At 53.6% G+C, this 12400-nt stretch carries 13 protein-coding genes; 2 read left to right on the plus strand and 11 right to left on the minus strand.

Translation table 11 applies throughout. The features are described from left to right. The 10 genes from L692_RS27675 to L692_RS0103550 form a co-directional block, all read right to left on the minus strand. Window positions 1–207 (minus strand): adenosylhomocysteinase (locus tag L692_RS27675; RefSeq protein ID WP_036721771.1); only part of this gene is annotated, 207 nt, incomplete at its 3' end. 11 nt (window positions 208–218) lie between these two features. After that, window positions 219–1847 carry a bacillithiol biosynthesis cysteine-adding enzyme BshC gene (bshC, locus tag L692_RS0103510; RefSeq protein ID WP_025697264.1) on the minus strand — a complete coding sequence of 543 codons (1629 nt, stop codon included), beginning with the start codon at window positions 1845–1847 and terminating at the stop codon, window positions 219–221. A 227-nt stretch (window positions 1848–2074) separates the two neighbouring features. After that, the gene (locus tag L692_RS0103515; protein ID WP_025697265.1) at window positions 2075–2998 is read right to left on the minus strand and encodes an ABC transporter ATP-binding protein; all 924 of its coding nucleotides are present in this window, start codon (window positions 2996–2998) and stop codon (window positions 2075–2077) included. Continuing rightward, window positions 2992–3987: an ABC transporter ATP-binding protein gene (locus tag L692_RS0103520; protein WP_025697266.1), complete on the minus strand. Its 996-nt coding sequence runs from the start codon at window positions 3985–3987 to the stop codon at window positions 2992–2994. Before L692_RS0103520 ends, L692_RS0103515 begins: the two co-directional genes overlap by 7 nt. Window positions 3988–4000: 13 nt before the next feature. Further along, on the minus strand, window positions 4001–4948 hold the full coding sequence (locus tag L692_RS0103525) for an ABC transporter permease (protein WP_025697267.1): 948 nt from the start codon (window positions 4946–4948) through the stop codon (window positions 4001–4003). A 3-nt stretch (window positions 4949–4951) separates the two neighbouring features. Further along, on the minus strand, window positions 4952–5884 hold the full coding sequence (locus L692_RS0103530; RefSeq protein WP_025697268.1) for an ABC transporter permease: 933 nt from the start codon (window positions 5882–5884) through the stop codon (window positions 4952–4954). A 305-nt stretch (window positions 5885–6189) separates the two neighbouring features. After that, window positions 6190–7899: a peptide ABC transporter substrate-binding protein gene (locus L692_RS0103535; RefSeq protein ID WP_025697269.1), complete on the minus strand. Its 1710-nt coding sequence runs from the start codon at window positions 7897–7899 to the stop codon at window positions 6190–6192. 143 nt (window positions 7900–8042) lie between these two features. Further along, window positions 8043–8432 carry a DUF3397 domain-containing protein gene (locus tag L692_RS0103540; protein ID WP_025697270.1) on the minus strand — a complete coding sequence of 130 codons (390 nt, stop codon included), beginning with the start codon at window positions 8430–8432 and terminating at the stop codon, window positions 8043–8045. Window positions 8433–8438: 6 nt separating this feature from the next. Then, on the minus strand, window positions 8439–9404 hold the full coding sequence (locus L692_RS0103545; RefSeq protein WP_025697271.1) for a ketopantoate reductase family protein: 966 nt from the start codon (window positions 9402–9404) through the stop codon (window positions 8439–8441). 147 nt (window positions 9405–9551) lie between these two features. Then, window positions 9552–10196, minus strand: coding sequence for an RsfA family transcriptional regulator (locus L692_RS0103550; protein WP_025697273.1), 645 nt, complete (start codon window positions 10194–10196; stop codon window positions 9552–9554). A 341-nt stretch (window positions 10197–10537) separates the two neighbouring features. Between L692_RS0103550 and L692_RS0103555 the strand changes: the two genes are divergently transcribed. Together L692_RS0103555 and L692_RS0103560 are read left to right on the plus strand one after the other, a co-directional pair. After that, a complete protein-coding gene (locus L692_RS0103555) occupies window positions 10538–10774 on the plus strand; it encodes a DUF2626 family protein (protein WP_025697275.1) in 237 nt (78 codons plus the stop codon). Between the two features lie 167 nt (window positions 10775–10941). Then, window positions 10942–12090 (plus strand): hypothetical protein, encoded by a 1149-nt coding sequence (locus L692_RS0103560; RefSeq protein ID WP_025697277.1) that lies wholly within the window; start codon window positions 10942–10944, stop codon window positions 12088–12090. A gap of 2 nt (window positions 12091–12092) precedes the next feature. On the opposite strand, the gene L692_RS32365 is transcribed toward L692_RS0103560, so the two are convergent. Next, the coding region (locus L692_RS32365) for a hypothetical protein (RefSeq protein ID WP_036721775.1) at window positions 12093–12400 on the minus strand (308 nt) is incomplete at its 5' end.

Consider the following 12400-nt stretch of genomic DNA (forward strand, 5'->3'; position numbering starts at 1 on the left):
CACAACTTTGGCCAAGTAGGCGGTTTTGGCTTCCAGATGCAGCGTAATGGATACTTTCAGCCCTTTGAACGGCTGCTCCGCTTCGAACTGCTCACGGACCCGGTTCAATACAGGCATATGCTGGCGAACCCAGTCAATTTTAAGATGCCCGCCGGGAGCAAGTGACATATCGGCTACAATACTATTTTGCTTAGATAGGGAACTCATTGAATAACCTCCTACATATGAATGATGCGGTGCGTCCCGCTGTAATCCGTCGGCAGCTCCATCAGCCCGTCCAGCCAGGACCTGCCGTATCTGTTTAAATAATAGTTGATATTGTACACTCTTTCCTGCAGCTTGCCCAGCGGCATCAGCGAGCGTTCTATCCGCTCCCATTGCCGCAGCGCGGCTTCATTCTGCTTGGCCATGGCGTCCTGCACTTTATGCTGCAAGAAGGAAATCTGATCCAGTATTTTCTCCTTGTTGCTGCCGCCCAGCTTGATGAGTCCGACCTGAACCGTGCCGATTTGTTCGATAAGAGGGTCGTACATAGCGGCGAAAGCGACTTTTGCCTCTTCGAACCGTCTGGCCAGCTCCAGCTCGTCCTGAGCTTCCAGCCACCGGCGCTTCTTCTCCTCCAGTCCTCCCTGAACATCGGCGAACGTCAGTCCATACTTCTCCAAATGCTTGTGCAGCGTGCCCTCCACGATCGTAAAAGACATGCGGGGAATGATCAGCGGCATTCGAAATCCCATCTGCGCAAAAGCCCTGCCGGTAATCCCCCAGTAGGAGATTTCTCCTTGTCCAAGCACAGTCGCCAGCACAGGCAGAAGATAGTCCTGCATCAGCGGCCGGGTCAGCACATTGTTGCTGAAGCGTTCGGGATGGCGGTCCAGAAGGTCCAGCAGCTCCTCGCGGGAGAAGGAGATCGTGTCTTTGCGGTCGGTGAATAGTCCGTCCTGTTTGATCAGCAGCAGCCGCGCGCCTTCATGGATATAAAAAAGATTCGCGCTCCCGGCCGTCACATCGGCCTGAAGCTGAAATCCTTCCTCCTTGATGTCGGCAGCCGTTTGATGGTAGGATGCTTCAAGCCTGTCATTGTTCTCGATCAGCGAGCGGAAGAACGGCCGCTCCAGCCGCCGCAGCGCCGGGTCCGCCGAATCCAGCAGCACCAGACCGTATTTGCCAAACAGTGAACCCATAATTTTCGCAAAAGCGCCGCTCATGCCGCCTTCACGAGAGGCGGTCCGCATCAGCTCCATCATATCCGCCTTGAATTCGCTCTCCTGAAGCAGCTCTTCCAACTGCTCAAGAGGGCCCTGCCAATGCTCTTCTTCTACATTAATATAGCTGACCGGGGAATGTCCCGCATCCGGAAGCTCGATTTTCAGTTTCTTCACTTCCCCCGACCGGTTCAGCACATACGTATGATTAACCTCATCCCAATCGTGATCCTCTCCGGCAATCCAGAAGAGGGGCACAACCGGCCGGCCCAGCTCCCGGCTGGCCTCCTTAGCGGCGAGAATAGCCGTGATCGCTTTATAGATCACAAGGAGCGGGCCTGTAAACAGGCCGCTTTGCTGTCCCCCGGCAACGACCAGCGTCCCCGGCTGCTCCAGCAGATCAAGCGATGCCCTTACTTTCTCATGGTTATTATACCTTGAATTATAGGCCCGCAGCACTTCCGCAAGCTCGCTCCGGTCAGCCCGGAGGTTCTCGCTCTGATCCAGCCAAGCAGCCCGCAGCCGCTTGTTCTCCTCCGTAAGAAAATCGCCGCCGTACAAATGAGCCACCGTTTCATAGCTATCCATAACCCTTCGGGCGAGCGCCGGCCCGCCCGGCAGCGGCTCCGGTACAACATTCATCCTTAAGTGCCTCCTGTTCTGCTCCGCCGTAAGTATGTACTCTCAGGTCGTGCTCAAACTTCTTTTTGATTGTATCCAATGGACGCCGCCGCGTCAAAGCTCATTCTCAAATTTCACCATTTCTATGCGAAAAAACCGGAGTTTCCGGCCGCTCTTGGAGAGCAGCGGGAAGCCCCGGAATGTTCACGCTTGTCCTTTGGGACAAGAAAGATAAGCTGCATCGAAGCTCAGGCGTATGCCTTGGCTACCCAGTGGCCCTTCGAAACCTCAACTAGCTGCGTTTCCTCTTCACTTGACTGCTCATCAGCCGAGTAAATCGGGCTGGCCAGCTCATCGTGCATATGCAGACGTTTCTTGTTGACTTCAATTTCAGGATCGGGAATCGGAATAGCCGACAGCAGCGTCTTGGTGTACGGATGAATCGGGTTGGCGTACAGCTCTTCACTCTCGGCCAGCTCGACCATCTTGCCCAGGTACATAACCGCCACACGGTCGCTGATATGCTTAACCATGGACAAATCATGCGCAATGAACAAATACGTCAAACCCAGGCGGGTCTGGAGCTCTTTCAGCAGGTTGACGACCTGGGCCTGAATCGATACGTCAAGCGCCGAGATCGGTTCATCACAGACAATGAATTTCGGATTAACCGCAAGGGCGCGGGCAATCCCGATCCGCTGGCGCTGGCCGCCGGAGAATTCATGCGGATAACGCGTGGCATGGTCATGGTTGAGTCCAACCATATCGAGCAGCTCCTCGATCCGCTTCTTCCGCTGGGCGCGGCTTCCGGCCATGTTGTGAATATCCAGCGCTTCGCCGATAATATCCGACACCGTAAAGCGCGGATTGAGCGACGCGTAAGGGTCCTGGAAGATCATCTGCATGTCCCGGCGCATCGCCTTCATCTTGCCCGGCGACAGCTTGTAAATATCCGTGCCGTTAAACTTGACGCTTCCGGCGGTCGGCTCGTACAGACGCAGAACCGTGCGGCCCGCTGTCGTCTTGCCGCAGCCGGACTCGCCCACCATGCCAAGCGTCTCGCCCTCGCGGATCGAGAAGCTGATATTATCAACGGCTCTCAGTACCTTGCCCTGGCCTACATTAAAGTATTTCTTGAGACCTTCGACCTCAATCAGTTGCTTGCTCAAGATTGTTGCACCTCCTTGGCCATCGGGTGCAGATTCCAGCAGCGCGCCGTATGCGTTTCGCTGAATTCCGTTGTGCCCGGATCGATTCTTTCGCAGATTGACATCGCTTCACTGCAGCGTGCAGTGAACGGGCAGCCGATCGGCGGCTTGATCAGATCGGGCGGCGTGCCGACAATCGGGATCAGAGGCTCGCCTTTCTTCTGGTCGAGGCGCGGCATCGAACGAAGCAGACCCTTCGTGTAGGGGTGCTGCGGATTTTTGAAAATCTCCCATCTCGTTCCCGTCTCCACCACTTCGCCCGCATACATGACGATAACCCGGTCGCACATGCCGGCAACAACGCCAAGGTCATGCGTGATCAGAATGATGGAGGTGCCGAGCTTTTGCTGCATATCCTTCATCACGTCCATGATCTGCGCCTGGATCGTTACGTCGAGCGCCGTTGTCGGCTCGTCCGCAATGAGCAGCGCCGGACGGCAGGCAAGGGCAATCGCGATCATAACCCGCTGCCGCATACCGCCGGAAAATTCATGGGGATATTGATAAAAGCGGGCCTCGGCATTCTTGATGCCGACAAGCTTCAACATTTCAATACCCTGCTGGGTCGCTTCGGCCGCTGACATTTTCTGATGCTTGATCAATACTTCCGTGATTTGCTTGCCCACTTTGATCGTAGGGTTAAGAGAGGTCATCGGGTCTTGAAATATCATGCCAATGTCTTTGCCGCGAATAGCTTCCATTTCTTTAGTGCTTTTCTTAAGAAGATCCTGTCCCTGAAAAATAATTTCGCCCTGCTTCACTTTCGACGGAGGCGAAGGAATCAGCCGCATAATCGATTGGGCGGTAACGCTCTTTCCGCTGCCGGACTCGCCGACGATCGCTACCGTCTCCCCTTTGCCGATCTCGAAGTTCATGCCGCGGACGGCCTGTACTTCACCACCCTTTACAAAAAACGAAACATGCAAATCTTTCACCTGTAAAATCGGGTCCATCATCGTTCACCTCCTATTTCTTCAGTTTAGGGTCAAGCGCGTCGCGAAGGCCGTCGCCAAAAATGTTAAAGGCCAGCATCGTCACACTGATCAGGATCGCCGGGAACAGCATGCGCCATGGGAAGGCGAGCCAACCGGTCAACGCGTCACTGATCATTGAACCGAGCGAGGCTTTCGGAGCCTGTACGCCGAGTCCAAGGAAGCTCAGGAAGGCTTCCGCGAAGATCGCGTTCGGGACAGACAGCGTAACCGTTACGATAATCGGTCCGATCGCGTTCGGAAGCAGATGCTTGAACAGCAGACGGTTGGAACTGGCGCCCATCGAGCGGGAAGCGAGCACGTACTCGCGGTTCTTGAGCTGCATAATCTCGCCGCGCACAATCCACGACATGTTAATCCAGCCCGTAATCGTCAGCGCCAGGATGATCGTCCACAAGCTTGGCTCCAGCACAACCAGAAGCAGAATAACGACCAGCAGGTATGGAATGGAGTACAGAACTTCAGAAATTTTGTTCATGATGCTGTCGGTACGGCCGCCAAAGAAGCCCATAATGCCGCCGTATACTACACCGATCAGAAGGTCGATCAGGGCTGCGGCCAGACCTACAATCAAGGAAATTCGCGCACCGTACCAGGTGCGGACGAACATATCGCGGCCCAGATCGTCGGTCCCGAACCAATGAGCTCCGGAAGGCGGCTGGTTCGTATTCAGCAAATCGTTTGAATCATAAGTATAAGGGGTCAAATGAGGGCCGATGATGGCGCCCAAAATAACCAATACGAGCAGGCCCAATGAAGCCATAGCCATTTTGTTCTGACGCAGCCGCTGCCAGGCGTCCTGCCAGGCCGACAAACTCTCGCGCGAAATAACCTCCGCCTGCTTCTCGTCCACGCCAATCTTGCGGAAATCTTCGGGCTTCAGGTTAACGCCCGGTGGAACCATATGTTGTTCTGATGCCATTTCTTAGCCCTCCTTCCCCCCGGTCAGTTTAATCCGCGGATCTACAAACACATAGGCGACATCCGTAACAAAGCGCGTTACCATAAGCAGAATACCGTAGAAGATCGTAATCCCCATAATGATCGGATAATCGCGGACACTGATCGCTTCGACGAACTGCTTGCCGATGCCGCCGATGCCGAAAATCTGTTCGATGATAACGGAGCCGGTAACGATATTGGCCGTCATCGGCCCAAGATAGGTCACGACCGGCAAAATACCGTTTCGCAGAACGTGGCGGAAGAGGATCACAATCCAGCTCAGACCTTTGGCCTTCGCCGTCTTGATGTAATCGGCATGCAGCACTTCAAGCATGCTGGAGCGGGTCAGCCTGGCGATAAACGCGGTCGGCTGGGCCGATAAAGCGGCCACCGGAAGCACATAGTCCAAAGGGTCATTGAAGCCCATGACATCGACCCAACCCAGCTTCGAAGCAAAGACGTACTGAAGCACCGTGGCAAGCACGAAGCTCGGTACGGCGATCCCGAGTACCGCCAGCACCATCGCTGCCGTGTCGATAAATTTGCGGTGATACAGCGCCGCCAGCATCCCCAGCAAAATGCCGATAATAACCGACACGATAATGGCGACAATTCCGAGCTTTAATGAAGCGGAGAAGGTCTGGCTAATAATATGCGATACGTCCTGATTCAGGCGCTTCATGGAAATTCCGAAATCACCCTGTATAATATTGCCCAAATATCTTAAATACTGCTGGTAGACGGGCTTGTCCAGACCGAACTGCTCATACAGCCGCTGGCGGATTTCATCCGGTATCTTCTTCTCGGCTGTGAACGGATCACCCGGAATGGCCTTCATCAGAAAAAACGTTGCCGAGATCAGCACAAACAGCGAAACCAGCATATAGAAAAACTTGTTTGCAACATAGCGTACCATGCCCGTCAACACCTCCTTCGACATTTTTTTCACAACACAATTTGATTTTATGCAATAATTGACCAGTTGTCCATTTATCTATATTTGTAATTTACCCATAACTTTTACAAGTGAGCGGACATGTAAGAAGAAACGGTGGTTTGTCCCTGGCAAGGACGTCATCCGTTTCTCGTAAAAATATAAGGCAAAGGATAAGCGCGGCTGATAAATGCTTAACTTTCAAAAAAAAAGGGATATATATGGAAGTCCACATATATATCCCGAAGTGCAAGAACTACTTCAAGCTTAATAGTAATCGTTCAATCTTAGTGCTCGAGCAGATAAGCGCGAGTCAGATCGATTCCGCCGCTGAAATCAAGCGTTACGCCTTTCAGGTAAGGCTTGGTCAACGCGTTATTGGTGTAGTAGTAAATCGGAATCAGGATCATATCGTCCTGGATGATCATTTTCTCGGCAGCCGCGAACTTCTCTTGACGAACCGCAAGATCATCCGTAGCTTTTGCTTCAGCAATCAGCTTGTCATAAGCAGGGTTGGCATAACCGGTGTCGTTGTTGCCGCCCTTTGTTACCCACATGTCGAGGAAGGTCATGGGATCATTGTAATCCGCTATCCAGCCCGCACGGGCAACCTGGAAGTTCTGATGCTGACGGTTCTCGATAAATACCGCCCATTCCTGATTCTCCAGCTTCACGTCAACGCCCAGAGTTTTCTTCCACATATCGGCGATTGCCAGGGCAAGCTTTTTATGATTTTCACTAGTGTTATAAGACAATGTAAAAGTTGGCAGTTTGGTCAGACCTTCTTCCGCCAGACCTTCAGCCAGCAAGGCCTTGGCTTGTGCATCATCTTCAGTAAAGTAGTTGTCTTTAATAGCCGAACGGTATTCGCCGTTGGCGCCAGCGATACCCGGAGGAACATAGCCGAAGGCCGGCAGTTGTCCGCCCAGCGTAACCTTGTCGATCAGCGTCTGACGGTCGATCGTCATCGCAAGAGCCTTGCGGATTTTAGCGTTGTTGAAAGGCTTCTCGGTTACGTTGAACTCGTAGTAGTACACACTTGCAATACCTTTTCTGTTGAACTCATCCGGATACTTCTTTTCAACAATCGGAAGCTGGTCCGTCGGAATTTCGCCGTTAGGACCGCCTGCACGGTCCAATTGGCCGCTCTCGTAAGCCGAAAGCTCGGTTGCACCGCTGTTCACGAGTGAGAAGTCGATTTTGCTCAGTTTAATAGCATCTTTATCCCAGTAGTTTTCGTTCTTCGTTACTTGCAGCGTCTGTCCGGTCGTCCACTCGGACAGGGTGAAAGGACCGTTAACGATCATGCTGTCTTTGTTTGTTGCCCATTTCGGATTGCCTTCAATCGATTTATGAACCGGATAGTAAGTATAGAAGGACAGAAGTCCAAGGAAGTAAGGAGTTGGTGCCACAAGCGTTACTTCGAGCGTCTTATCGTCCACCGCTTTAACGCCTACTTGGCCAAAGTCGGTGATTTTCTTGTCATAGTACTCTTGGGCGTTCTTCAGGTAGTACAATTGGTATGCGTAGGGCGCTGCTTCAGGAGCGGCAGGATCAAGGACCCGTTTCCAGGCGCGAACGAAGTCTGCGGCTGTTACAGGGTCTCCATTGCTCCACTTGGCGTCGCGCAGGTGGAACGTATATACTAAACCGTCCGGGGAAATCTCCCATTTCTCGGCGATGCCCGGTTCGGCTTGTCCAGTCTCATCATCCATGCGGGTCAAGCCTTCGTACAGGGTCTTCAGGACCGTGTTGGCCTGGTTGTCTTGAGCAAGAGCCGGATCGAATGTCGGAGGCTCGGAGCTCAGGTTGATTTTAAGCGTTTGATCGGCGGCAAGTTTCTCGCCCGACGCGTCCCCATCCGTTGCGGCTGGCGTGTTGCCCGCAGTGTTGCCGGTGTTCGTGGCAGCATTATTGCCACCGCCGCATCCTGCAAGCACAGTTCCGATAACAAGAACGAGTGCGAACAAGACTAAAAGACTTTTACTCTTCTTCATCTAGCAGTTCCCCCTAAATAGTGGTATATGGTTTATGATTATACAACCAGTGGTCAAAAAAATCTAGAGGAATGTACCCGGAAATAAAGTTTTTTAAATTTTCCAAAAGTTATGTGACATCCAGTCTCTGGAAGTGTGATGTTTCATGACATTACCTGCAAAATGTATTTGATCATTCCGATAACCATGAACAGCACATAGCCTGCCCCCATAACCAAAAAACCGAGCCGCCAGACTACCCGGAGCAATCTTTTCCCATCCACCTTTCCCTTCAGGCGATTCTGCGCGCCGCCGATCAATCCCGCCGCAATCAGCACAAGCAGGAGGATCAAGTAGAAGCCGAACCCCGAATGAAAAATATTATTGAACAGCGCAGACACGGAGAACAGCAAAAATACGGTCGTCACATCCATAGCCAGCTGAAGAGCCGGCTTCTTGCCCCGCCCCATGGCGACGGAGATATAATAGACGAGCAAAAAAGGCAGCACAGGCAGTACGCTCAATACGATCAGCGAATTGCGGAGCCATTCCAAGCGGCTTCACCTCTCCTTTACAGTCATGCCCTCCACCATCCTGATTATCCATCGGTGCGCGGGAACCTCTACGCCCGACCGTTCCGCCAATTCCACCAGACTGCCGTTGATCCAGCCGATTTCCGTCTCCCTGGAGGCCAGAACGTCCGCCAGCATGGAGGACAGATTCCCGGCTGTGGCGCGGCATACCTCCAGTATGTCTTCCCATAGGCTGGATTCGCAGGCAATTCCGCAGGCGTCGTAGACGGAAACCGCTTCCTCGTATAGCTCTCGCATCATGCTCATACGGAGACTGGAGGACAGCAGCTCGCCGTTAGGAATACGCCATACGGCCGTCAGCGGATTGATTACGGCATTAATCAGGAGCTTCCGGAATATCATAGTTTCCACTTGATTCGACATAGCTGCGGAAAATCCTGCTAATGCCAGCGCATCCGTCAATTGAGCAGCAGTAGCGGCTGTAGTATTCCGTTCAGTCCCGCTCTCCCCCCATAAACCGATAAACGTCTGTCCCTTCCCGGCGTGAACGACCCGGACCGGGGACTCCCGCTTCGCTCCCTCCGTCGTTACAGCCGCATACAGATGGGCTGCTGGCAGCAGCTCCCGGAGCAGCTCCATATGTCCCCAGCCGTTCTGAAGGCACAGAAGATTCAGCTCACTTTCCCGGAGCGGCGCAAGAAGCTCCGGCAGCCTATGGCGCAGCGGCCCTTGTTTAACCGTAAGCACAAGCCAGTCTCCCGGCGACCTGGGGTATGCCTGCGGGAACCTGCCGACCGGAACCGCTTCAATATCGCTGCCCGAAATCCGGATCGGCTGCCTTCCGTCTTCATAGCTTATCGTAATACCGCTCTCCGAAAGCGCAGCGCATTGCTCCTCGCTTCGGCACCACAGCCGGACGCGGCTTCCGGCGCGGGTCAGCCCTCCCGCCAGCAGCAGACCGAGCGAGCCCGCGCCGATAATATCGATTCTCATAGCTCCATCCACCGTCCGATGCTCAGTTTTCGGACCCCGCGCCGCGGGGTTATTTATCTAGTATATCGGACGGAGAGCAAAAGGAAAATCCCGCCAGCTCGGCATCTCTTCAAGCCGCAGACGGGATTTCACAGGTCTTGCTCTCCTTCATTCGATCCGTTCCAGATTTCCGTTGGCGTCCATCTTGAAGCGGTTCTTGATCTCCTCTTCTTCTTCGCTTAAGAAGGCGAGCCGGCGGGCGCGGTCCATGATCTGGATCAGCGCCTTGTAGTCGTCGTTAACGACGCGGTAATCGCTTTGGGCCGTGTTCACTTCCTTGGACAATCTCTCATTCTCGGCTCGAAGCTCCGACAGCTCCTCTTCCTTGTCGCGAAGATCCCTTTCCAGCATTTTCAGCTGGCGGCCCGCCTCCTGGTGAGTCCCTTTCCACTGTCTCAGAAACCGGATCACGGCATCGATGGACAGGGAATTCTCGGCTCCTTCATTTCCGTAAATCTCTTCACCGTCACCAATTATGAAGCCGGCTACCTGCGCTCCTCTGGACGAGGTTTGTTTTTTCAGATAGCTCCTTTTCTGGCGCTGGCTTTTCGCAATCGAAATCGCTTCCTCATAGCTTTTGCGCACACTGCTGTTCCAGCGAAATCCGCAGGCCGCCGATGTCCTGCCGATTCTTTCGCCCACTTCTTCAAATGCGGCCAGCTGTGTGCTGCCCTCCCGGATATGGCGAAGGGTAACCTCCGCCAAGATGAGATCGTCTTCCTCGCTCCAGGCATCCTGTCTAATGGCTGTCATAAAGCCAAACCTCCTAGTAACATCTTGAAATAACCATCTTCATAACCGGCGGTCCCGCCAGCAAGTGAATGGGGATAAAAGCAGCTTACTCCATTCCTATGCCTCTCATAGAGTTCATAGAATCTATTTGATACTCTTTTGTATTTCCATTTTGGCTTCCGCTCATACGCTGTCCGGGAAAATAGCGCTCATCCCACCTTCCGCCATGGTCAACAACCTAAGTCACACACCTTGAGAAAATCGTCCTTTTTCCCATTGTATTCGTTTACACTATTTTATCCGCCGGGTATAATGATTATAGGCAAATCCGCTCGTTCCAACCTGAGGAGGGGGATGATGAAGTGGCTCGGATGTTTCGGGTACTTGGATTTTTCACGCTGGTGATCGGCCTGATGGCTTTTGCCGGAGAAATGGTTGAAATGGCTCTGCTGTTCTTTTTGCAGACCGCTTTTTTCGTCATCCTGGGGTATATGAAATTCACGGAAAAAACCTACATCCTGCTGTTCTGGGGCTATATGATCGTCGCTTTTACAGGCTTCAGCTATTGGACGATCTTCGAGATGGGCCTTCCCCTGTGATCAAGGCGTCTAGCTCTGAAACTGACAACAATCAAGACCCCACGCGGTGTGGGGTTGTTTTGTGTGCCTTTATATAGGCCCCCGGCCTGAAAAGGGGTATGATATTTTTACAGGATCGAACATATCATACCTAGCATAAGCCAAAATCTTACAAGGAGGTGAGGGCGGTGCTCTTCCGCATACGATTGGCTGCCTTTTTGTCCATACTGCTCTGCTGTTTGCTGCTGATTCCGCCTTCGTCCTATTCCTCTGCCGATCCGGAGCCAAGCCTGCTGGCCGCCGCCCCTTCCGCTTCCCCGCCTTCTTCCATGCCCTCTTTTCCGGACAATGAGGAAGCCCGCAGGCTGATGCAGCAGACGCTGTCCGCGACTGAAATCGAAAAGGAAATTAGGCGCATCGGCGCCGAGCAGCGCGCGCTTGAACAAACAACGGCCGAACTAAACAGCCAGGCAGACCGGAAAAAAGCCGATATCGCGGACAAAGAAAAACGGGCGGGCGCCGTTGTGCGCGCTTACTATATGGGGGACAGAGACCCTCTGCTGACCGCTCTGCTGTCCGCAAGGACGCTAAGCAAATGGTTCATTCTGCTCGATTACTATGAGATGGTTATGGGTCGGGACAAGGAAATTCTGGCGGAGTATGAGAAGGAGTATGAAGCTCTGCGGGCCACGCTGGCTGCGGCGGAGCGCTCTGCGGTCGAGCTGGCGGAGCTGAAGAGCGCCTTGGAGAAGCAGAAGCTGCGGGTTGAGGCTTTACATAAGGATATTGACAACACGATTCAGAGCAGCGGCAATCCGGAGAATATGGCGGCGCTGCTGGAGGAGTTCACGGCATACTGGCAAAATATCGGGATGCATGAAGTCAAGACGTATTTCAAAGCGCTGTCCGCGGCGATGAATGATCTGCCTCAGTTCGTGGAGGGCCGTGACGGCGTCCTGACCCGCCGGGGGATGACTTACGAATTGAATCTGAAGGAAGCCGATCTGAACGAATTTTTGCGTTCCCGGAACAAGCTGTTCGACAATTTCGCTTTTACATTCGAGAGCGGTTCGGTAATCGCCTCCGGCAAGAGCGGGGATTTGTCGCTTCGTCTGCAAGGGCATTACACCGTACAGGAGAAGCCGGTCAACGCGCTGATGTTCCATGTGGACAGCATCATCTTCAACGGCCTTGAACTGCCCGATACGACGCGCAGTTCACTGGAGGAGGAATTCGATCTTGGCTTCTATCCGTCCAAGATCGTCTCATTCCTTCGCGCCTCCGAAGTGGACAGCAAGGACGGGGTGCTTCTCGTGAAGCTTAAGCTGTCGCTCTGAGATTAATACGCTGGAGCAGGATCACTCCCCTCTCCCCCGAGGGGAGACGAGAGCGCCTGGATAAATCCCGCCGTATCCAGCTTTCCGGTCAGCAGCAAATTCGCGGCCGCCGTTATTTCGCTCCAGCCGGCCTGAAGCTCGCCGTCCGCGCCGCCTCCATCCGTCAACAGGCCGCCAGCGTCAAATGGAAGACTGACTTCGCCCGGCAGCCCGCCCCGGTACGACTCCTCCGCCGCTGGCAGTCGCCCGGTGCTCTCCAGCCAACTCAGCTGCGATCTCGCCGACGTTATATATGAGAGCCAGTCGGCGG

The organism is Paenibacillus forsythiae T98, assembly GCF_000520735.1.
GTDB lineage: Bacteria > Bacillota > Bacilli > Paenibacillales > Paenibacillaceae > Paenibacillus_AQ > Paenibacillus_AQ forsythiae.

What these genes read in the sequence shown, in the direction of transcription:
- L692_RS0103520 (WP_025697266.1), bottom strand. Translation starts at nt 3,987, where the DNA reads ATGGACCCGATTTTACAGGTGAAAGATTTGCATGTTTCGTTTTTTGTA.
- L692_RS0103530 (WP_025697268.1), bottom strand. Translation starts at nt 5,884, where the DNA reads ATGGTACGCTATGTTGCAAACAAGTTTTTCTATATGCTGGTTTCGCTG.
- bshC (WP_025697264.1), bottom strand. Translation starts at nt 1,847, where the DNA reads ATGAATGTTGTACCGGAGCCGCTGCCGGGCGGGCCGGCGCTCGCCCGA.
- L692_RS0103545 (WP_025697271.1), bottom strand. Translation starts at nt 9,404, where the DNA reads ATGAGAATCGATATTATCGGCGCGGGCTCGCTCGGTCTGCTGCTGGCG.
- L692_RS0103550 (WP_025697273.1), bottom strand. Translation starts at nt 10,196, where the DNA reads ATGACAGCCATTAGACAGGATGCCTGGAGCGAGGAAGACGATCTCATC.
- L692_RS0103535 (WP_025697269.1), bottom strand. Translation starts at nt 7,899, where the DNA reads ATGAAGAAGAGTAAAAGTCTTTTAGTCTTGTTCGCACTCGTTCTTGTT.
- L692_RS0103525 (WP_025697267.1), bottom strand. Translation starts at nt 4,948, where the DNA reads ATGGCATCAGAACAACATATGGTTCCACCGGGCGTTAACCTGAAGCCC.